Below are 23,372 nucleotides of genomic sequence, written 5' to 3'. Positions count from 1 at the left end.
TTATAAGGGATTTAACTTTTTATTTTTGTTTAAATTATTTTCAAAATACATATATAAGTTTGTGCTAGTAACTATTAAGTTTTTATTTATTAAATTTGCTGAAGCATAATTCACATTAACTTTTATATTTTTATTTCTTATGTATGCAATTCCTATAGGTGTCATTAAGTACGATGAAAATCCAAATTGATATCTAATTATATTAACATTATTGTTTTCTTTGTTTCCAGATAAAAAATGTATTTTATACTCTATAGCTCCAATAACAACTAAGTTGCACATGTTAGATCTATTTTTTTGATTTGTTCTATTGATTGGACTATCTACTATTTTTGAACCTAATACTTTTACATTAACCTCATATTTTAAGATTTTAGTAATATTTTTTTTTAACCTTATGATCTCACATATGTTTATTTGTTTAAATACTTTTGACTTAAATTCACTACTTACAATGTTACTATCAATATTTAATTTAACAGGTGCTTCCTCTATATTTAATATATGATTTTGCTGGATAGTTGAAAAGTTAATTATTGATTGTGTAAAACATTGAGGTAAAACTATAACCTTAAATCTTATGATTACACTACTTCTATAATTAATTTTATTTATATAAAAACCATTATCAGGTCTTAAACACCTTTTTTTGATGTCGTCCACTTTTACTGAGTTTTCTATAAAAACAGTTCCTTTTGGTATTTTATCTTTAAAAAATACATTCGTAATTGTAAAATTACTTGTATTAGTTATAACTATACTATAAGTTAATATATCAAATGCATATGTGCATTTTTTATCTACAAACTTTTCTACGTTCAACATATCTTTTATTATTTCCGTTGATACTACATTGCTAAAATTTGTTCTCGTCACTAATGGACTATCTTGAGTTAATCTATATTTAAAATCAACTCTACATTCATTGACAACCCTCATTGAATCACCTTTTCTACTTTGTATAGTTACATTTTAATAAATTTGTATCAATCTATATATTGTATTAACATAGTAACACTTACTAAAACTTGATTTAAACTAATTTTAGCAACTGTTATATCTTCAATCAAATACCTTAAATTTATTGTGTTTGTTGTACATATATCTTCTGGTATTACAATAACTGTACTAAAAGGCATATTAAAGTTAATAATTTCTCTCTTTTTAGCACTTTTATTTTTTTTACCTTTAGTACTGCATTCTAATATCAAACTCATATTTATATTACCTACTACGATAAGATTTTTACCACTTAAATGTTGACCCTCTAGAGATGTACCTTTTATACTTTCAGTTATTTTAGTATCAATTATTTTAGTTGAGTATATTTCTATTTTTGGATTTGTGTTTTCTATATTTGAAATATCTAAGTTTTTACTACTTAAATGTAAATTTTGATATACGTTTAATTGCTTAAAATACTCTAAAGGCGGCATTTCTTCAAAACAAGATAATTTACAATTCATTTTTTTAAAATTTACTTCCATATAATATTCTCCATAATATTTATATTAAATTTTTTAATATCCTTTTTATCCAATATATTAAATAATATGTAAACTTGTTGCTTTAAATAACTATCATATTAAAATATAAAATTTAACTTCTCTTGAAAATAAAAAAAGAAGAGAATATTCTTCTCTTCTTTTTTTATTTAAATTTAGATAATTATAAATTTCTATATGTTATCCGCAACTTCAAGTTCTCTAATTTCATTAAGTTCTTCATCTGTATACTTTTTCATAGAAAATCCGGTTACTCCATAAGTAAATGAAATGATTGGAGTTATCCAACTTAAAAAACAATAAGGTATAAAATCAAATGGGCTTACCCCTAATGTTTGACTACAAAATATTGCATTTGAATTCCATGGAATTAATGGTCCGCCAAGAGTTGCCGTATCTTCTATTATTCTAGATAAATTTTCTGGTTTTAACTTAAATTCTTTATACAAAGGTGACATAACAGTTCCTACAAATACAGATGTGAACATCATCGAAGAACTAAATGCATTTGCAAAATAACTAGTTATAAATGTTGCTCCTACTAACTTAGTTCTAGAGTTCCCAATTTTTTCAATCATAGGTTGTAGTAAAACTTCTAAGAATCCAGTTTTTTGAAGTATCCCTGCTATAACAAAAACTATAAATACTAGTAATACAGTTTCTGCCATACTCATCATTCCACCACGATTTAGTAGTTTGTCTGCATATTCAAGTCCTGTATCTACAGAGTATCCATTTAGCATATAGTTTAGTAAATCTCCTATTTTTTCTCCTTCTTGGAAAACTGCTATAACTCCACCAAGAATAGCAGAAGCTAATATTGATACTATTGGTGGTTTTTGTAATAAAAGCAATATAAGTAAAAAGATTATTGGTAGTAAAGCAATAAACCCTATATTAAAATTAGCTTTTAAAACATTTATAACTTCGTTGATTTGATTATAATCGATTGTATTGTTTGCATATTTAAATCCAATTACAGTGTACAAAATTATACATATTATATATGATGGTACAGTAGTGTACATCATATGTTTTATGTGAGTTATTACATCCGTCTTACAGACAGCTGCAGCTAAATTTGTAGAATCTGATAATGGAGATATTTTATCTCCAAAGAATGCACCTGATATAATAGCCCCTGCTGTAAGTCCAGCTGGAACTCCCATACTTGTACCTATGCTCATTAGAGCAATACCTGAAGTTCCTAAAGTTCCCCATGATGTACCTGTTGCTATAGATGTAAGAGAACATACTATTAATGCTGTTAGTAAAAAATATTTAGGTGTTATTATCGTAAGCCCACTATATACAATCGTCGGGATTGTTCCTGCTGCTATCCATGTAGCAATTAATACTCCAACCGATAATATAATTAAGTTAGACTGAAATGCATCTTTTCCCACAGAAAATCCAAATTCTTCAATTTCACTATTCGTATAACCTAATTTCATAGCTGCTGGAACAACGATTAGCCATGATAATAAAAACATAGTTGTTATAGATGCCTTAAATACAACCATTCCAACTGTAGTCAAAGATATAATCGCAAGCATAACTAAAACTGCAAATCTAAATGTAGGTTTCTTTTTTTCAACATTTTTACACATGGGGAAACTTCCTTTCTCTTTAATTAGTTTTTTGGTATCGTTTTCATGAATTTTAAAATTTAGACCTCAAAATAAGTCTTATATAATTTTGAGGTCTAAGTTTTTTATAATGAATCTATAGCATTTTTTATTCTTGTTAAAGCTTCTTCAACCATAGACCTAGGGCAAGCTAAATTTATTCTTTGATACCCTTGTCCACCTATACCAAATGAAGGTCCATTGTTTAATGCAACTTTAGCATTTTCTACTAAAAATTTAGCAACTTCATCATCACTTAATCCAAGTTCGCTAAAATCTACCCATAATAAGTAAGTTCCTTGTGGTTTTCTCACCTTTAACTTAGGCATGTTTTTCTCAATATAATTAACAGCAAAATCCATATTAGCTTCTAAGTAATCTATAAAATCTGTTAACCATTCTTCTCCATGGTTATATGCGGCTTCTGTTGCAACTAAACTAAATGCATTGTTTCTTCTAATATCTATTCTTGCAAAAGCTGAGTCTAGTGCTTTGTAATCATCTTCATTAGGAAGTATAACTTGAGACATTTGAAGTCCTGCTATATTGAACGTTTTTGTAGGAGCCATACAAGTAATACTGTTTTGTTCAAATTCCTTACATATTGATGCAAAAGGTATATGTTTATGACCTTTGAAAATTATATCACTATGTATCTCATCTGATATAACTTTTACATTGTGTTTAATACATATATCCCCTAATTGCTTTAGTTCTTCTTTTGTCCAAACTCTACCCACTGGGTTATGAGGATTACAAAGTATAAATATTTTTACATCTTTTATCTTAGCTTCGATATCTTCATAGTCCATAACATAATTTTCATCTTCTAATTTCTTTAAAGGGCTTATAACTAATTCTCTTTTATTATCTTTTACTACACTATTGAAAGGACTGTATACTGGTTCTTGTATCATTATCTTGTCCCCTTCATTAGTAAGTTCTTGTATTAATATACTGATTGCAGGAATAACTCCTGGACTAAAAACTAGCCATTCACTTTTTATGTTCCATCCAAATCTTCTAGATACCCAATTTACTATTGATTCATTGTACGAATTTGGTCTAGTTGTGTATCCATAAATTCCTTGTTCTAATCTGTTTCTTAAAGCATCTATTATGCATGGAGCTGCTTTAAAATCCATATCTGCAACCCACATAGGAATAAGATCATTTGTTCCATATTTCTTATCCATTTCTGACCATTTAGCTGCAAAGTTGTTACTTCTATCAATTATAGTATCAAAATTATAATTCATTATTTACTACCTCCAATAAATTCTTTATACTTAAATGTATAAGCAATATCTATGCCAAATATTTTTAATCTAAATTTCATTTTCAGATTAAAAATGAATTCATTGAAATTTCAATGTAATAACAAATATATTAGTTAATATATTTTTCATTCATTTTAATATTATTTATATAAGTTTTAAAATTTGTTTTTGAATTTGTAATAAATAAATCAAAAGAGGGTCAATAGGTTGAATAATTCAACCCATTAACCCTCTTTTTTAATTTTCACTTTACATTATTTTCAAAATTTATAATTATAAGTTTTTACTATAATTATCATATGATTTTACTATTTAACATCTTCATTTCAAAGTAATATAATATTAATTGTAATAAATACATTTAAAATATCGAAAGAAGGAATTTGAAATGGCTATAAAATTAATATGCATAGATATGGATGGAACTCTTCTAATGGATCAACAAAATGTATCAGAAGAGAATAAAAGAGCTATAAAAGAAGCTGTTTCTAGAGATGTCCACGTAGCTATAACTACTGGTAGAGTTTATAATTGTGCAAAATTATATTCTGATGAAATAGGTTTAAAAACTCCTATCATAGCTTCAAATGGAGCATTTATTGGTGGAAGTAATGGTGAAACTATATATAATAATCCATTAAGTTCTAATGAGATAAAAGACTTTTTAAGTCTTACAAAACAGTATGGATTATTATCTTACTTAACTGGTAATTTTGGTATAGTTTCTACAACGGAACTTCCAGATAATCATATATATAAAGTTTTAAACAAACGTCTTAAAGATGAAGAAAAAATCAAATTCGAAGTTATTGATAATATAGATAATGCTTTTAAATTATATCCAAATCAATTATTAAAAGGTGTTTGTATAGAGAAAAATAATATATCGAATTTAATGAAAGTGAAAAAAGAATTAAAACAATTAAACCCCGAACTTGAAATTGTTTCTTCTTGGGATGATAATTTTGAGATAATGAAAAAAGGAAGTTCTAAAGGAGAGGCTGTAGCCCAACTTGCAAAGTATTTTAATTTAAAAAGAGATGAAGTTATGTGCATAGGTGATAGTGAAAACGATTTATCTATGATTGAATATGCAGGAATAGGAGTAGCTATGGGTAATGCTATAGATATAGTAAAACAATCTTCCCAATATGTAACTCTTCCAAATACAGAATCTGGAGTAGCTAAAGCTATAGAAAAATTTGTTTTAAGTTAAATAAAAAAACACTATTTTAAATAGTGTTTTTTTATTTAACAAACTTATGCTAACTCTTGTTTTAATGCTTCACTGTCATGGTTACAACTTTCATATCTGTAATTTTTCCCATTAGATACTAGCATTATAACTTGAATCATTGTAAATACAAGAGAAGTTCTTTTTTTATAAGCCATATATCTTCCATCCCAAGACTCACAATACTTTTCTTTAAATCTCTTTAGTCCTTCAAAAGAGTAAAAATATTGTCCATGAGAATAAATTTTAGCTGCCATTTTTTCTCTTAAAAATGAATATTTAGATCTTCCCACATTAGATAAAGGTGCCATTCCCATATTAAATCTTGAATATCCGTGCTCTATCCCATATTTAAATAAATTTACAAATATAAAATCCATTATCCCATTGCAACTATCTTTTGAGAAACGCATTAAATCTATAGATAATGTTTTATTGCCATCATACATAGGCATTAAATTTGTAAATCCTTTAATTTCACCATCTTTATTTTTTACTATAGCAATAGCATCTAAACTTAAATATTCTTCATCAAAGAATCCAACAGAGAATCCTTTTTCTGGTCTTCCTTCAAGCCATTCATCAGAAACATTTTTAATTTCTTCAAGAAAACTTTTACTAAATGGCGGATATACCATTTCAAATGTATACCCTTCTTTTTCAACTCTAGAAAGTGCATTTCTTACACTTTTCATTTTACGTCCTTCTAACGTAAACTCTTCTAAGTTTACAGACGCTTCTTCACCTAATTTAATAAATTCATATCCAGTTTCATGTAAATGAGGTATCATCTTTTCATCTATTGCTGTAAACACAGGTATATATCCGTATCTATCAGACATTTCGTAAAATTCTTGGATCGATTCAAAGAACTTGCTATCATCACCTACAAGGTTCCCAAGAACTACTAACTTATTTGCATATACTTGATATTGAAGCATAACATCTTCATCTTTATTCATATATACAAATTTATCATTTAAATTTACAAAGTGAATCACAGAACTTCCATTATATTTTTTTAATATATTGTCTACTTTATCTTTACACTGATATAGTTTAACTTTTTCAAAGTCATTCTTTTTATTTAAGTAATATAAAATAACTAAAAACGCTACTGCAATTAAAAATCCAATAGTACTTATTACTCCAAACTTACTTACTTGTTCAAAAGTATGGTAATTACTTAAATTAAATATGGAGTTACTAGAAACTTTTAAATGAGTGTTATTATAAGCTACATATATATATAATCCTTGGAAAAATAATAATATTAATGTATTTTTTAATATATCTCCCCATCTCATTACAAATCCATCTCTATAAAATTGATTTTTACTAATTTTTAATACTACTCCCACAATAATTAGATATATACTAACCTGATATTCAAACCTAATAATTAAAGATACAAGAATTCCAATTATAACTAATGCCATAGTTATCTTATATACATTTTTAGATTTAAAGCTTATTACTCTAGACATAGCAATTAATAAAAATCCAATTATAATAGAAAATCCACCTGACATACATGTAATTTTAAATCCTAAAATTTGATTCACTACATGTATTCTCTCTACCATACCAGGTATAGCTTGTGATGCTAAAAGTAATAATCCCGCAGAAAATACTAATATAATTAGTCCATAATGAGCAAATTTTGATGATACTATTGAAACTAAATACTTTTTATGTTTATCTACTTTGGTCCAAAGTTCAGATATATATAATAATGCTCCTATAAGTAATGGTATTATATAGTAAGTTAATCTATATAAAAATATAGTTAATATTACCTTCTCTGATGCAACGCCTAGAGCATTAAGCCCTGTTAGTAAAGTTAAATCAAATGTACCTACCCCACCTGGAGACATACTTATTATTGCTACAGCTATAGCAGCTACAAATATTGGGAAAAATTGTACTATCGATATATTTTCTCCTAATATTATCACTATTGAATAAACTAAAGTTATAGTTGTAATCCATTCTAATAATGATATTCCTATTATTTTAAATGTATCTATAACATCTCTTCTTACCTCATTTTTATACTTTATATATCTTCCAACTAAAATCAATGTTAAAATCGGTAAATACATACTTATGCATATCGTTAACACATTTGTGATACTAATTTTACCAAGATTAAATTTCATCATTATTAGATATATAAAGCATGTCATTGAAAAGCCAGTTAGATTTAAAGCTACTACTTTAGATACCTCTTTTGCTAAATGTTTTTTGTCTTTAACATAGGGATTGTAAAAATGACTTTTTAAAGCAATAGCACTGCTTCCTCCAAATCCAACAATACTAGATACAGAACTGGCAATCCATGAGTATTTATATAATTTTTTATTATCTAAGTTTATTCCAACTCTCTTCTTGATTATAAAATCATAAAAAGTTAAAGGTATATATGAAATTATGCCCAGCGAAATAATAATAAGTATATTTCCTAATGTAAGCTGATCTGCATAAGTATAAAATGTTTCGATGTTAAATCCGCTAATAATATTAGCTGACTCTTTAGCTGTTATTCCTAAAATAATTACTACGAATAATATTTTTAATCCTAGTATTAGTCTATTTTTATTTGTTTTGATAACCATCACCTCTCTAATTTATTTTACTTTATCAAGTCTACCACATTACCTTACGCTTTTTTGCTTTATTACAAATTTGTTATGTATATGTAACATTACTGTAAAATAATCTATATATTAAACATATTAATTCTTAATTCTTAATTTTTTTAAGTGATATTTCTTAATTTTTTCTTTAGAAATTATTACTTATTTGCATCAAAATAAAAGGTCGTCATATAAATGTAATTTACATGCGACCTTTTATTTTATAATTTATTTCCTTTTATATCGAATTTACCTGGAATCGGATTATATGATTCTATTTTTTTATCTGGACCATTTGGTTCACAACTTATCCCCAATAACTTATCTTCATCTACTATTATATACATAACTGTAGAATTAACTTTATCTCCTTTTTTAGAATCTAATGGATGTTTTTTCACAACCACTGTATATTTACTTAAATCACTTAAGTTATTATAATTAGGTTCAATTTTATACGCTATACTTTCTTCTTCAGATATGTAATAATTCTTCTCTTCATCAAAACTTATAAGTCTTAAATCATTGTCTTCTACAATTTTTTTTATAATATGCGGTGTAAGTACCCTTTGAGATATATTTGCTTCTATTGTCATATATGCACATAATAAAATACCTACTAATAGCCCTGATTTTAGACTTCTATATTTTGATTTTTCATACGTGTCCAACTCATCTTTCTTTATATAGTCATAAAAATTTGTAAATGTTAACTGAATATAAGGTCCTACCCAAATATATGCTATCCCAAATGTAAATCCAACTAAAAGCATCCATCCAATAAAACTTAATGAAAGTAATATATAGTCCCAAATATAATTTTTAATAATACTGATAGATTTTTTAATAGCTTCAATTAATGAAATATCTTGCTTATCTGCAACAATGTATTGAAGTTGTGAAAAAATTATAGAGAAAAATAAATTTGACATACTACTTATAAATGCAATCATAGTTAATCTTGTGTGACTATCTTTTACTAAAAATATGGGTATAGCTACAAAAGGAGCAGTCATAATAAAAGTTATAGCCATCTGAAGTAATATAGATCCATATGATTGGTATAATATATTAAATCCTTTTAATATATCTTTTGCTTTGATTTTCTCCCCTTTTATACAATCTAAAGATACTATATTTAATCCTACTACTAACGGAGTAGACACAAGCATCGATATAATACTTATAACTAGTGTCATTCTATACGATGTGAAAATTTCTTCACTTAAAAACTGTGGTATAAACGTAATCATTCCAACTAATACAGTAGCTATGGTAATATCTATTTTATTATCAGCTAACTGTCTCCTAGCTTCTGCTTTCATATCCACCCTTAATTCACTTTTACTCATTTTATTCCCCCCTGATTTGTTGCTATATAATCTATTTATTATAAATTATATATATTTTATGCTTAACTTTAGTTACAACATTCCTACAAATATAAAAACTTATCTAAAATTTATTTTTCATGTCTTTTTTTATATTTTAAAAAAAGATATTACCATAAATATTATGGTAATATCTCGAAATTCCTTTAATTTATTCTAATTTTTTGTCCTGGATATATTAAGTTTGGATCAGGTATGTTATTAATATTTGCTAAATATTGATAGGTAGTATTATACATATGAGCTATCTTACTTAAAGTATCTCCACTTTTTACTGTGTAATAAATATTTTCAGATTTTTTACTAGCACTATCTACCTCTTTATCTTTATTTAATAATATTTGTTCAGTAAATATATCTAGATCTGTTTTACTTTCTATTCCTCTAACTATACCTGATTCAGAATATTGCCATCCAGCATAATTTTCTCCCCATATAGGATTGCTCTCAGGCTTATTAGTTCCGTATTGCGCTATCCACAAAGGATATTTTCCTAATCCAGATTCTGAATCTAAATTGTTTTGAGCAAAATTAGTATATGTGTAAATACCTACATCCAATCCGCTTAAAATCTTAACTTCCTCCAAAAACTCTATTGCCTGTCTAGATAGTTTTGATTTGCTTAGTCCTCCTGTTTTTTCTAAATCTAAAACTAGCTTGCAATCGCATTTTAATTCCTTTATTGTACTTACAAAATGTTGAGCTTGTGCTTTAGGTGTTCCAGAATTTACAGGATTAAAAAAATGATAAAAACCTATCTTTAGTCCTTCTGCTCTTGCTTCATTATAGTAATCTCTAAACCTAGGATCTATATAATTAGTCCCTTCTGTTGCTTTTATATAAACAACTTGAATTCCACTATTAAAAACATCTTTAAAGTTTATATAGCCTGTCCAATGGCTAACATCAATACCTTTTAATTTATTCATAAGAAACCTCCTCTTTGAAATTTTCCCAAGTAAAGTCCCCCTAATCTATATAATATTCAAAAATTTTTTTTATGTTCCTTTACATTAAAATAATTTATAAAATAAAAAAGTTTGATAGACTGTACTACTCATCTATCAAACCCTTTTATTTTCTTCTAAAAATAGAATTCCTTTTTCTGTTATTACCGATCCACCTCGTCCAGATAAAATTTTTACAAATCCAAACTCTTGCAATTCTATTAATATACTTCTAATTTGTTGTTCTGTTAAAAATATTTTTTCTTCTAACGCATATTCATATATTTTTCTTCTTCCAATTCTCTGTTTTAAAACATATGCGTTATTTATTTTTTCTAATACAAATATATAATCTCTTAAATCTCTTTTTAAATTGGATATGTCTTTAATATTATTTTTATTTGATAATTCTAAGCAATAATTTTTATGTTTTATTGACTCTAACATATACTCAGGTAAATCATATACTTCTATTATACTTTTATCTAAATATGAACAATACTCTACTAAATTTCTTAATTCTCTTATATTCCCTTCCCAGCTATATGTTTTAAAAACCTCAACAAGTTCGTTCGAAAGGCTAAATTTTACATCAAGATTTTTCTTAAATGATTCGAAAATTAAAAATACATCTTCATTTCGATTTCTAAGTGGTGCAATTTTTAATGGCAATACATTTAATCGATAAAATAAATCTTTTCTAAATTTATTTTCGCATACTAGCTTTTTTAAATCTCTATTAGTAGCTGCTATAATTCTTATATCCACATCTATAATCTTATCTGAACCAACTCTTCTAATTTGTTTTTCTTGAATTACTCTAAGAAGTGTAGCTTGAGAGTTCAAGTCCATTTCTCCTATTTCATCTAAAAATATAGTCCCTTTATTAGCTAATTCAAACAATCCAATTTTTCCACCTTTTCTAGCTCCTGTAAATGCACCTTCATCATATCCGAAAAGTTCACTTTGTAATAATCCTTCTTGAAAAGTGCTACAGTTTACAGCTACAAACGGTCCTTGACTTCGTCTTGACGCACTATGTATAGATTGTGCAAATAACTCTTTACCCGTACCACTTTCACCAATTATAAGAATTGATGAATCAGATTGGGCCATTTTATATGCAATTTTTTTTGTATTTTTTATAGAGTCACTACACCCAATTATATCGTCAAAATTATATTTGCTTACATTTCCTGAGCTCATTAACTGCGCCCTTAACTTTGCTTGTTTTTTTTCAGCTTGATGGAATTTAGATACTTTTATTATAAATCCATTAAAAACACTTATGTGTGTGTATTTAACCTCCATGTTTATATCTATATTATTTACTTTAATAAGTTTTTGAAAATACGGAACTTCTTTTTTAATTATTTGATCAAAGTCTAGAGATTTTACATATTCCCCTATATATTTCCCTATCATTTCATTTCCATTGATAGATAATATTTCTCTGGCTACATGACTATAAAACTGCACTATCCCCTCATTACTAACTCCAATAATTCCATCATCAATTGCAGATAATAAAAAATCAAATTGATTTTCTAGTTTAGTTTGGGTTACTAAAAGCTTTTCTGTTATATAGCTAATTGGAACAATCTTATCCATAAATTTTTTTACTAAATCCTCTTGAATAAGACTTTCTAAATTGAGCTTCATAGCTATATCTGCAATGGAACTTAAATCTATTATTCTATATTCTAAATCTATAATTTTGCAATTTTTAGCTTCTATATTTAATTTTTCTCCTGGTGTAAGAACTATTGAGCTTTCTGGTATCTTTTTCATCTCAGGATAGCAAGGTATAAGATTTGGTATGTCTACACCTAATCTATATATAATTGCTATTGTTTCTAATGCCATACTTTTTGATAAATTATAAACAAATACAGTTTCATTTTTATTTATCTTGCATATTTTTTCAAAACTTGATTTTTCAAAAGTTAAATTAGGTATGATTATCTGTGCATCTGGATTGCACATCTTCAAGATTTCTTCATATTTTAAATTTACAGAAAGAAGAATTAGTTTTTCTTCAAAGAAAGTAAATCCGCCCTCTTCAAAAGAATACAGGTTTATCTTTATACTGTCTCCTAAAAAATAATTTATTTGATTTGCATATATTTCTCCTGCATCTTTTTTTAAAGTTACTATAGCTAATTCTCTTTTTTTCATTTTTATCCCTCATATCTAATAGTCTATAATCATTAAATAAATTATAACAATATCATATATAAATTGCAAAACATAGTAAAGAGAGATAAATTAACTTTATCTCTCTTTACTATGTTTTTAATTACATTTTTTTATATAATCAACAATCTCTTTTGCTGTATCAATTAAGTACTCTCCTTTAAAATAATTTAATTTAATTTCTTCAAAATTACCAATTGCTGAAACAACTTTAGGAGTTTCTTCGAATACCCCTAAAACATTCATGTCTTTACCTAAAACTGCAATTGTAGGAGCTTTATAATTTTCAATTTTTAAAATAGGGGCTAAAAACTTTTTACCTCTTGTTATACTTATTACTGAAATATTGAAATTTTGATTTAAATCGCAAAGTCTTTTAACTACACTTACATTAAGTTGGAAATCTGGACAAAAGATTTCACCTGAAACTAAAAAGTTTATTTGTTTATCAAAGTTTTTAACCTCTTCTATTAAATCATTTGGCAAGTTAATACGAGAAGTATTTTTTACTACTCTAGCTCTTTCTTCTTTCGTTCCTAATCCTACAGCTGATTCAAAACTTACTCCTACTTCAAATAACTCTTTGATGTTCATTTCCATATTAATAAATCCTCCAATATATAGTTTTTGTACTATTAATATAGAGCAATTACTGTGCCAGTTTTTGAAGTTTTACATTAAATCTAATTTATAAGCTTCAACCCACTGAAAATATCACATTCTATAAATTTTTAATTTATAGAAACTAGTTGAATTTAATTTTCAACTTTGGTTTTATTGGTTATTATGGTTGTTATTTAACCCTGTTAACCCATTTATCTATTTCTACAAATGTTTCATTATAGGTTACTTGACCTCCCATATCTGAAATTCCACTATATGTTAAAACATTTGGATTACTATGTTTTTTCCACCATCCAACATAAATTAAAATTGTATTATCCCCTACACTATCAGTTATTTTAATTTGAACTTTTATACTTCTATTTTTACTAACTAGTTTTACAATATCATTTTCTTTAATAGCTTCTCTCTCTGCCATGTCTTCATTTATATAAGCTTTTGCTATTTCCTCTTTATCCATCATGTGCTGACTAGAAATACTATCTCTACAGTGATTAGTTAGTAATCTATACTTATTGCTCTTCTCAGATTTTATATATATAGGAATTGGGTTTACACCATCTGAAATAGCATCGTTTGAATATAGTTCAATTTTTTTTGATGAAGTTTCAAATATTTTATCTTCCCATGCTATAGGATTATGTATAGTCAAATAATTGCTTTTTATCGATTCTAAATTTATATTTTTATCAAGTTCCATCAATGGCTTTATTACCTCACATATATATGCTAACTTAGATACCATTGGATAATCTTTTATGTTTAAACGTTTTGCTAATTCCATAAAAAAATAATATTCATCCATTAGTTTATTTTTGGGATTTACTGCTTTTTCATTATATATAATATAAGGATTTGTCATTGATGAATATAGCAAATCTTCACTCTCCAAAGTATTTGTACATGGTATAAATAAATCACACTCTTTTGCAGTATCTGTCATAAACATATCGAAACATACTTTGAACTCTATATATTTAAAAGCTTGTTTTATATCTACTACATCAGCTAGTTGATTCAATAAATTACTCTTTGTTATAACTGCCATTTTGATAGGAGTTTTACTATTCATAGATTCTTTTATAAACTTACTAATATAGCTAGTATAAAAAAATCTATTATCACAATAATCCTCACTATTAAATGGATCTGTATTTAAGACTGATGGATATACTTTGTTTGCATAATTAATACCTCCACCAGCAAATCCTATTTGTCCAGTTATAGCCCCTAAAGCATCTATAGCTCTTATATTATTTCCTCCATTTTTATATTTTTGTGTTCCATACCCTATATATATAGTAGAATACCTATCTGTATATAATTCTACTAATTCTTCTACTATATCCAGCTGTACTCCACATTCATTTAATAATTCATTTAAATCTAAATTAAGTATATAGTCCTTATAGATATCAAATCCTAATACGTATTTATCTATATAATCATTATCACAAATTCCTTTTTGTATTATAATTTTTGTCATAGCCATAGCTAATGCTCCATCTGTACCTGGATTTATTCGTATATATCTATCTGCAATTTTAGCTGTATCTGTATATATTGGATCTATAACAACTACCTTTACTCCTTTAGCTTTTGCTTTTTTTATCATTTGAAATGTATGTATTGTAGTGTACGCAGGATTTTTTCCCCATATAAAAATGCTTTTACTATTTAACATATCTTCTAACGAATGACTTTTAGATATACCATAATCATATTTTTGAGCTTTTATTCCAGCACTCCAACAAGGTCCTCCCTTGCTTTTGCTTACTCCGCCATAAAAATTAAAGAAGATATCACCTATATCTTTTAAAACTGAACCACTTCCGTATTGAGTGTAATATAGTATAGATTTTGATGAGTATTTATCTTTATATATCTTTAGCTTTTGAACAATTATATTTATAGCTTCTTCAAAACTAATTTCATTCCAAACTCCATCTATTTTTATCAACGGATTATATATTCTATCTGGATGATTTAGTCTTTTTAAGTGAGCTCTTCCCTTATTACATATAAATCCTTTTGTATACGGATGATTTTTATCTCCCTCTATTTTTATAACTTTTTCATCCTCTACATATACATTAAACTTACAACAATCAAAACAATCTAGCGTACATCCATGACTTAAAATTTTCATTAATGATTTCCATCCCTCTTATTTATTTTGATAAATAATATTTTCTTTATAGATAATAATATAAACATCTATACACACAATCAATACTTTATATGCTTAATTTGCATAAATTTTTAGATATGATATAATGTTAGACAATTTAACCAAAATATAGATAACTTTTATGAGGTGATAATATGGAATTTTTAAGAATTCAATCTGAGAATAATAAATATTGGAACGATATAATAAATATGTATAATACAAGCTTTCCATTATTTGAACAAAGAACTTTAGAGGATCAAGTATTAGCTTTACAAGATGAAAAATATTACTGCATGGCCCTTTGTGAATCTGATTCACTAATTGGACTTTTATTTTATTGGGATTTAGGCGAATTTGTATATATAGAGCATTTTGCAATTTCTTCAAATTTAAGAGGAAAAAGTTATGGCTCTAAAGTTATTAAAGAATTTTGTAAAATTAATAAAAATGTAATTTTAGAAATAGATCCCCCTTTGGATGATGTATCTATTAAGAGATTAAATTTTTATTCAAAATTAGGGTTTAAATTACAAGAATTTGATCATACTCATCCATCATATAGAAAAGATACACCTGCTCATGAACTAAAAATCATGACTTATCCAAATAATATAACGGAATCTGAATTTAATAATTTTAGCAATTTTTTAACTAATACAGTAATGAAATACTCTGAAATATAAAAATAGGTACATGCTAGCATGTACCTATTTTATTTATTTTTCTACTAATCTATCAATTATGCTAACTAAATTAGCAATTTCTGGCTTAGTTATTTGTTCGTCTGCACCTATAGATTTACCTTTTATTCTCATTTCTTCACTTATTAATGAAGAGAATAATATTAGAGGTATGTCTTTAAGCACACTATCATCTTTTACAAGTTTTGTTAATCTATGTCCATCCATTAATGGCATTTCAATGTCTGAAACTATACATGAAACATGCTTTTTAACTGGCTCTCCGCAAGTCTTAACTTCTTCTAAGTATTCCCATGCTTCTTGACCATTATCAACTTTTATTGTGTTTTTATATCCCGCTTTGTGTAAACATTCAACTATCATCTTAGAAAGTAACATTGAATCTTCTACTATTAGTATAGTTTTGTCAGTGTCTTTACGCTTACCTAATCTATCTATTTCTTCATATTGAATACTTGACTCAGGACTTATTTCTGCAATAATTTTTTCAAAGTCTAGTATAGTTATAAGTCTATCTTTATATTCTGCTATACCAGTTGAGACTCCTTCGTCTCCACCGTAAATTACTTTGTCTGGTTTTTTTATATCTTGCCATGATACTCTTGCAATACCTACTACAGATTCAACATGGAAAGCAAAGTTTAACTTGTTGAAATGAGTTACAATAAATATATCATTATTTTTATTTTCTGCTTTAGGTAAGTTTAGATATCTCCCTAAATCTATAACTGTTATAATCTCATTTCTAGGCTTAAATACACCTTCTACTAATTCATGTGAGTTAGGCATTTGTTTTACTGGTTGTGCAATCATTATTTCTCTAACTTTTGCGACATTTATACCAAATAATTCACCTGCTATAGTAAACTCCATAATTTCAAGTTCATTTGTTCCCGATTCTAAAAGAATTTTTGTTTTACTAGTGTTCTCTGAAACGCCCATAGTTACCTCCCGATTTCTTATTTTCAACTATAAATATACTTTCTATATATACGGAAGATTCTTTTAAATCTAGAGATACGTATTTACCTATATTCGTGTATATATTATTAAAATATTATATAAATTTTAAAATAGCTATAATAATTACTATAATTATTAACACTCCACTTAAATTATCCACTAATGATGAAGTATTTAAATAAAAGTAAGGATTAATCCAAATCTGTTTATTTTTTTCTTTTTTAATTTCCTTTTCTAAACTATTTATATAAAATAAATTTAACTTAAACTCTAAATCTGAAATTCTATTATTCTTAAATAAACTTTCTAAGTCATTAAAAGCCTTTGATATTTTTTGTTGCTTTTCTTCATTTGTATTGCAATTGTTAACCTCATCTTTTAATAATTTATTCTCTTTAACTATTTTGTTAATTATTTGCTTTATATTTGGCATTTTTTCTTCTATTAAAGCAAGTTCTTTTGAAGTTAAATTTTGATTCTTTAATAACTTTATTGCTATAACCTCAATCTTTTTATTTTCTATTTTTACTGTATTTGAAAATTTTTCAACATCACTTAAAGCTTCTAATTTTAACTTCACTTCAACTTCCGATATTAACCCCTTTTTTCCCATAAGATTTACATTATTTATTTCTCTATTTATTAATTCTTTTCTTTCTTCATCTGAATTACAATTTTTTATTAAAATCTTTAATTGCTTTATATCTTCTTTCAATTTTTCAGCTAATTTTTTTATATCAGGATATTTAAGTTTTATAAATTTTTCTTCTGATTTGTTTATATTTTCTCCATTTATAATTTTCATAGCTATTAAGGTTGCTTTTTGCAATTCATCTTTAATTCTACTTACTATAGCTTCACATTCTTGGCTTGGAGTTTTTATTTGTTGTTTTAGCTGTTCTTTATTACTTATAGCCATATTACTTTTATTTCCTACATCATAAGAATTTTTATTTACACTATTAATCATCAGTTCACTCCTAAATATGATAATAATTTATAATCATATTATTTATATACGGATTAAACAATTTATAGCTAAGTTAAATTCTCCAAAGCTAGACAATATAAAGTTATTAATTTATAATAATTTTATATTTAAAGCAATTTACAAGTTAATAACTTTGCATATATAAGTGTTTTTGTAGAAAGGATATACTATGAATAAAATTGGATTAATATTAGAGGGTGGCGGTATGCGTGGTATATATACCGCTGGAGTTTTAGATTTTTTTATAGAAAAAAATATAGAAGTTGATATAACAATCGGTGTATCTGCTGGTAGTTGTCATGCTTCTTCATATTTATCAAAACAATATAAAAGAGCATATAATGCTACTGTAGACTATATAAACGATAAAAGATATTTAAGTTTTTCTAATTTAATTAAAACTGGGTCAATTTTTGGTATGGATTTTATGTTCAATAAAATTCCTAATGAACTAAATATTTACGACTATGATACTTTTGCTAAATCTAAATCTAAATTTGTAGTGGTTGCTACTAATTGTGAAACTGGATCTCCAGAATACTTTGAGTTAAAAGATTTGAAAAAAGAAATAATTTATATGCAAGCATCTTGTTCAATACCTATGTTTGCAAATATAGTAGAAATAGATGATTTTAAATTGGTAGATGGCGGTGTATCCGATTCAATACCTATAGAATATTCTTTAAATCAAGGATATAAGAAGAATATTGTTGTTTTAACTAGAGATATTACTTACAAAAAAAACAAACAAAAATTTCTTCCTATTGTAAATAAAAAATATAAGAAATACCCAAATCTTGTTAAAGCAATTGAAAATAGACATTTAACTTATAACAAAAGTCTTAATTTAGTAAATCAATTAGAAAAAGATGGGGACGTTCTAGTTATTAGACCTAAAAAACCAGTTAATGTTAGCCAAATTGAAAAGAATGCTAAAAAACTTACAGCATTATATGAAGAAGGATATGATGATGCTAAGGAATTATATGATAAAATTTTAGGTTTTATAAAAAAATAACTGAACTTACTTATGTAAGTTCAGTTATTTTTATTTAATATTACATTTCAAAATCTTCTGCGTCAAATAACATTTTTCCATCAAAATATTTATCTTTCTTATCTTGATTATTTTTTAATTTAAACTGACCAATAAGATCTCTTAGCATATTAGCTTGGCTTGATAGCTCTTCACTTGCTGCAGCACTTTCTTCAGAAGTTGCTGAGTTTGTTTGAACTACTACTGAAATTTGTTCCATTCCAGTGTTTACTTGATTTATATGCTGAGCTTGTTCATTACTTGCATCTGCTATTTCTTGTATAACTTCAGATGAAGTCTTTGCTCCATTAACAACTTCTTCAAGAGATATTGCTGTTTCTGATACAATCTTTGATCCATTTTCTATAGCTAGTAAAGATCTTTCAATTAGATTAGCTGTATCTTTTGCACTTTGTGCAGATTTTTCTGCTAGATTTCTTACTTCATCTGCAACTACTGCAAATCCTTTACCTGCTTCTCCAGCACGAGCTGCTTCTACTGCTGCATTTAATGCTAAAATGTTAGTTTGGAATGCTATATCATCAATATTTTTAATTATATCTCCAATTCTATTTGAAGTACTGCTTATTTCATCCATAGCAGTAATCATCTCTTGCATTTGCTTTTTACCTTTATCTGTAGCAACACTTGATTTTGTTGAAATAGCCTTAGCTTTTACTGCATTTTTAGCTGTTTGCTGAACTTGTTCAGATACTTCACTTATAGTTGCCGAAAGTTCTTGAATAGAACTAGCTTGTTCTGTTGCTCCTTGAGAAAGAACTTGAGCTCCTTCTGATAACTGTATTGAGCTAATTGCAACTTGTTCTCCAGCTATACTTATTTGGTCTAAAGTGCTATTTAAACTATCAATAATTTTATTTACAGCTACTAACATAGGTTCAAAATCATTTATAAATAAGCGGTTTAACTTTTCGTCATTAGTATCTAAATCTAAGTTTCCATTACTTATTTCTGTTAATACATACATCAATGTACTAATCATTTCACTCATGTCAATAACTATTTCATTTGTAGCATTAGCTAATAATCCAATTTCATTTTCTTCATTTATTTGTGGAGTTTCTGAGTTTAGATCACCTTCTGCTAATTTTTTAAGTCTTTCGCTACAAGCTTTTAGTGGATTTCCTATCTTGTTAGCAAACTTTATAGCTGCTATAAATGATACTATAGTAAATATTATTGCTAATCCAATAGTTGTCCCAATTGAAGTATATACTGGTCCAAGGAAATCTGATTTGTTAGTCATTATTCCGACTCCCCATCCATTAGTATCTTTAACAGGAGTATATGATAATAGCCATTTTTCTCCATTTATCTCTACATCATCTTTACCAGTTTTACCTGATATAAGCTTTTTATCAATTTCTGCAAAAGCTTTTTCATTTGGGTTTGTTTGTGCTTCTTTTATAGAATTTTTAACAGCTACAAGTTTTTTATCCTTATGAGCAATTATAGTTCCTTCGCTATCTATTAAATAAGCATAACTATTTTTACTTATTTTTATATCATTAACTATATCATTTAAAAAATCTTTATCTACATCAAAAGTTACTATACCTACAATCTTACTTCCTTGTATTCCATTTTCCCAAATAGGCGCTGAAACTACCATTGTAAGATCTCCTGTTACTTTACTTACAACAGGACTACTCATGTATGCATCTCCCTGCATAGATATTTTAAAGTAATCCCTAGATGAATAATCTTTTCCACTGAAAAGATCCTTTCCATCTGCATAGATAATTTGTCCTAATGTTAAACCTGTAAGTTTTTCTTGTCGTGTAATAATATTTTTCTTTTCCTCAACACTTACCTTAGGATCTGAAAGTTCTTTTATTATACCCGTTTGTATTGTTGAATCTTTAAGATTAGTTATCTTTTGTGCAACTGTTTGTGATGCTTCTTTAGTAGTTTCTGCAACTGAATTTGCTAAAATCGTATTCGAAGTTTTATAGTTTAAGTAACTAGTAATTGATCCTAACAGTAAACAACAAACTACAACTACACATACTATTATAAAAGTAAGTTGAGTTTTTATACTTTTATTTTTGTACTTCATATTAGTTTTCATTTTTGATTTCATACAATTATTCCTCCTTTTTTAACCTTATTTGTTAACATACAATTTATATTAACAACTTTTTCACAACCCATTTTCAACATTTAACCTCTAAAATGTACTACTTATAATATTACGAACCATCGTTGATTTTCTTTAACACTAAATTCAATAATTCATAATTATTTTTTATAATGATTTAATCATCTTTATTCGATATTTTTCGTATATTTAATTAAGTTTTTTAACACATTTTAAATAATTTTGAATATTATATATTAGGGATATCTATTATCCCTAATATATATATAAAGGTGATAATATATGACATGTGGTAATAATTCATTTGAAAGAGAAATTTCTATACCTTATGCTTTGTATCAATCTGAATTAGGAAGATATTTTATAGGTCAAACTCCAGCATTAAATCCAACAGACGCAAATACTACAGCTATAGCTGCATTAGTAAACCCAACTGTATCTGCTAGAAATTTATTTGTAAATGTAATAACTATAAAAAATCCATCAGGTGCTGCAGTAGATGCTAGTTTCTATGTTAATTCTACTTTACCAAATACAATGAGTATCAGTAATCTAGTAAATGTAACTAATTTAACTATTAATCCACAACCTGTTCCTTATGGGCAAGTACAGTATATGGTTAATGCTGCTGTACCTACTGGCGTACCAATTTTTTCTAGAATAGTAGGACCTGTTTCAACAGAAATCGTAGATGGAGGTCAAATAATTCTTCCTCCAGGTCAATCTCTAGTTGTTTATTTAACTGGATTGACTACTACTTCAAATGTTGTCGTTGCTTTTGGATGGTGGGAAGAATATCCTTATAATTGTAACTACTATTATCATGAGCACACTTGCTAATTTTATATTTTAATTAAATTTAACTAAGGGCACTCTTCTGAAACTAAGGTCAGAGTGCCTTAATTTATGCTATAATGAAAACATTATACATAGGAGGTACAGTATGAAATCAGCAAAATATTATATAGAAAACCTAGGTATGACACCTCATGTTGAGGGAGGTTACTATAAGGAATCAGTAGTTTCAAAAGATTTATTTAGAGATGATAAAAATTTATTTACTAGTATATACTTCTTGCTTGAAACTGGAGAAGTATCTAATTTCCATAGGCTAAAGTCAGATGAAATGTGGTACTATCATGATGGGCAACCCCTTACTATATATATGATTACTCCAGATGGTGAGCTAATTACTAAACAATTAGGGCTGAATGTTGAAAATGGAGAACTTCCACAAGTTTTAGTTCCTAAAGGATATATATTTGGATCTTCAATGAATAATGATGGTTTTGCATTAGTTGGATGTATGGTAGCACCTGCATTCACATTTGAAGACTTTGAATTATTCAAAAGAAATGATTTATTAGAAATGTATCCTCATCTTGAAGATATAATAATAAAATTAACTAGATAGTTAATCACAAAAGGGTATGCAAGTATATACTTGCATACCCTTTTTTTAACCGCTTGTATCAACAAGCAATAATTTCTTTTATAAAAAATTCTTTCCCACCTAAAATTTCCCACTCTGCACTATTACAGTTTGGGCATTTACGATTATTTTCAAGTAAATTAAATACCTTGTTACAATTCTTACAAATACCGTTACCTGGTAAAATTTCTATTTCTAATTTGGTGTCATGTAGCATAGTACCATCAACTGCAGCTGGATAACACTCTCTAATATATTTTGGTATCATAGATGATAATTCACCTATTTGAAGTACTACTGTGTCAACCTTATTTAAATTTTGTTCTAATACAACTCTTTCTACAGTTTTTACAACCTCAATTACAACCCCTAACTCATGCAAGTCATTCACCTACCCCTATTTCTGTTGATTTTTAAGATATATTGGCAATATAAAGCCCTCGCTAGTATTATAACACCAAATTTTTATCAATTCATTACTCAGAAATATATTTTGTTTGTTTTCTTACT

General features: G+C 26.8%; 19 protein-coding genes. 5 read left to right on the top strand and 14 right to left on the bottom strand.

All coding sequences use genetic code 11. The features are described 5' to 3' along the window. The 4 genes from ACN6I1_RS01540 to ACN6I1_RS01525 form a co-directional block, all read right to left on the bottom strand. On the bottom strand, positions 1–939 hold the full coding sequence (locus tag ACN6I1_RS01540) for a DUF11 domain-containing protein (protein ID WP_419742495.1): 939 nt from the start codon (positions 937–939) through the stop codon (positions 1–3). Positions 940–986: 47 nt separating this feature from the next. Then, a complete protein-coding gene (locus ACN6I1_RS01535) occupies positions 987–1,487 on the bottom strand; it encodes a hypothetical protein (protein WP_419742494.1) in 501 nt (166 codons plus the stop codon). A gap of 191 nt (positions 1,488–1,678) precedes the next feature. Beyond that, positions 1,679–3,115, bottom strand: coding sequence for a Na+/H+ antiporter NhaC (gene nhaC, locus ACN6I1_RS01530; protein ID WP_021430281.1), 1,437 nt, complete (start codon positions 3,113–3,115; stop codon positions 1,679–1,681). 104 nt (positions 3,116–3,219) lie between these two features. After that, a complete protein-coding gene (locus tag ACN6I1_RS01525; protein ID WP_419742493.1) occupies positions 3,220–4,392 on the bottom strand; it encodes a MalY/PatB family protein in 1,173 nt (390 codons plus the stop codon). Positions 4,393–4,801: 409 nt separating this feature from the next. Here ACN6I1_RS01525 and ACN6I1_RS01520 point away from each other — a divergent pair, with 409 nt between their 5' ends. Continuing rightward, complete coding sequence (locus ACN6I1_RS01520) at positions 4,802–5,629, top strand: Cof-type HAD-IIB family hydrolase (RefSeq protein WP_419742492.1); 828 nt, start codon at positions 4,802–4,804, stop codon at positions 5,627–5,629. A gap of 44 nt (positions 5,630–5,673) precedes the next feature. On the opposite strand, the gene mprF is transcribed toward ACN6I1_RS01520, so the two are convergent. The 6 genes from mprF to ACN6I1_RS01490 form a co-directional block, all read right to left on the bottom strand. Then, complete coding sequence (gene mprF, locus ACN6I1_RS01515; RefSeq protein WP_419742491.1) at positions 5,674–8,265, bottom strand: bifunctional lysylphosphatidylglycerol flippase/synthetase MprF; 2,592 nt, start codon at positions 8,263–8,265, stop codon at positions 5,674–5,676. Between the two features lie 242 nt (positions 8,266–8,507). Then, entirely contained in the window at positions 8,508–9,638 is a 1,131-nt protein-coding gene (locus ACN6I1_RS01510; protein ID WP_419742490.1) for a DUF975 family protein, read from the bottom strand. A gap of 185 nt (positions 9,639–9,823) precedes the next feature. Beyond that, positions 9,824–10,606 (bottom strand): GH25 family lysozyme, encoded by a 783-nt coding sequence (locus ACN6I1_RS01505; RefSeq protein ID WP_419742489.1) that lies wholly within the window; start codon positions 10,604–10,606, stop codon positions 9,824–9,826. Between the two features lie 135 nt (positions 10,607–10,741). Then, positions 10,742–12,802, bottom strand: coding sequence for a sigma-54 interaction domain-containing protein (locus tag ACN6I1_RS01500; RefSeq protein WP_419742488.1), 2,061 nt, complete (start codon positions 12,800–12,802; stop codon positions 10,742–10,744). A 117-nt stretch (positions 12,803–12,919) separates the two neighbouring features. Continuing rightward, the gene (locus tag ACN6I1_RS01495) at positions 12,920–13,420 is read right to left on the bottom strand and encodes a thioredoxin family protein (RefSeq protein WP_419742487.1); all 501 of its coding nucleotides are present in this window, start codon (positions 13,418–13,420) and stop codon (positions 12,920–12,922) included. A 193-nt stretch (positions 13,421–13,613) separates the two neighbouring features. Then, entirely contained in the window at positions 13,614–15,593 is a 1,980-nt protein-coding gene (locus tag ACN6I1_RS01490; protein WP_419742486.1) for a molybdopterin-dependent oxidoreductase, read from the bottom strand. Between the two features lie 176 nt (positions 15,594–15,769). On the opposite strand from ACN6I1_RS01490, the gene ACN6I1_RS01485 reads away from it, so the two are divergent. Next, the gene (locus ACN6I1_RS01485) at positions 15,770–16,300 is read left to right on the top strand and encodes a GNAT family N-acetyltransferase (protein WP_419742485.1); all 531 of its coding nucleotides are present in this window, start codon (positions 15,770–15,772) and stop codon (positions 16,298–16,300) included. Positions 16,301–16,333: 33 nt separating this feature from the next. Here ACN6I1_RS01485 and ACN6I1_RS01480 read toward each other — a convergent pair whose 3' ends face one another. Together ACN6I1_RS01480 and ACN6I1_RS01475 are read right to left on the bottom strand one after the other, a co-directional pair. Further along, positions 16,334–17,260, bottom strand: a complete 927-nt coding sequence (locus ACN6I1_RS01480; protein ID WP_419742484.1) for a chemotaxis protein — start codon at positions 17,258–17,260, stop codon at positions 16,334–16,336. 115 nt (positions 17,261–17,375) lie between these two features. Further along, positions 17,376–18,251 carry a hypothetical protein gene (locus ACN6I1_RS01475; protein WP_419742483.1) on the bottom strand — a complete coding sequence of 292 codons (876 nt, stop codon included), beginning with the start codon at positions 18,249–18,251 and terminating at the stop codon, positions 17,376–17,378. A 190-nt stretch (positions 18,252–18,441) separates the two neighbouring features. Between ACN6I1_RS01475 and ACN6I1_RS01470 the strand changes: the two genes are divergently transcribed. Further along, on the top strand, positions 18,442–19,290 hold the full coding sequence (locus ACN6I1_RS01470; protein WP_419742482.1) for a patatin-like phospholipase family protein: 849 nt from the start codon (positions 18,442–18,444) through the stop codon (positions 19,288–19,290). A gap of 40 nt (positions 19,291–19,330) precedes the next feature. Here the strand turns inward: ACN6I1_RS01470 and ACN6I1_RS01465 are convergent, their stop codons facing one another. Then, the gene (locus tag ACN6I1_RS01465) at positions 19,331–21,412 is read right to left on the bottom strand and encodes a methyl-accepting chemotaxis protein (protein ID WP_419742481.1); all 2,082 of its coding nucleotides are present in this window, start codon (positions 21,410–21,412) and stop codon (positions 19,331–19,333) included. A 300-nt stretch (positions 21,413–21,712) separates the two neighbouring features. Here ACN6I1_RS01465 and ACN6I1_RS01460 point away from each other — a divergent pair, with 300 nt between their 5' ends. Both ACN6I1_RS01460 and ACN6I1_RS01455 read left to right on the top strand, forming a co-directional pair. Continuing rightward, complete coding sequence (locus ACN6I1_RS01460; RefSeq protein WP_419742480.1) at positions 21,713–22,270, top strand: DUF6143 family protein; 558 nt, start codon at positions 21,713–21,715, stop codon at positions 22,268–22,270. Between the two features lie 103 nt (positions 22,271–22,373). Continuing rightward, the gene (locus tag ACN6I1_RS01455) at positions 22,374–22,844 is read left to right on the top strand and encodes a cupin domain-containing protein (protein ID WP_419742479.1); all 471 of its coding nucleotides are present in this window, start codon (positions 22,374–22,376) and stop codon (positions 22,842–22,844) included. 58 nt (positions 22,845–22,902) lie between these two features. On the opposite strand, the gene ACN6I1_RS01450 is transcribed toward ACN6I1_RS01455, so the two are convergent. After that, positions 22,903–23,244 (bottom strand): hydrogenase maturation nickel metallochaperone HypA, encoded by a 342-nt coding sequence (locus ACN6I1_RS01450; RefSeq protein ID WP_419742478.1) that lies wholly within the window; start codon positions 23,242–23,244, stop codon positions 22,903–22,905. Between the last annotated feature and the right edge of the window lie 128 nt (positions 23,245–23,372).

The sequence above is a fragment of the Paraclostridium dentum genome, assembly GCF_048568265.1.
GTDB classification, from domain to species: domain Bacteria; phylum Bacillota; class Clostridia; order Peptostreptococcales; family Peptostreptococcaceae; genus Paraclostridium; species Paraclostridium dentum.
Note: the sequence above shows the minus strand (reverse complement) of the source record. Positions and strands in the feature narration are given on the sequence as shown.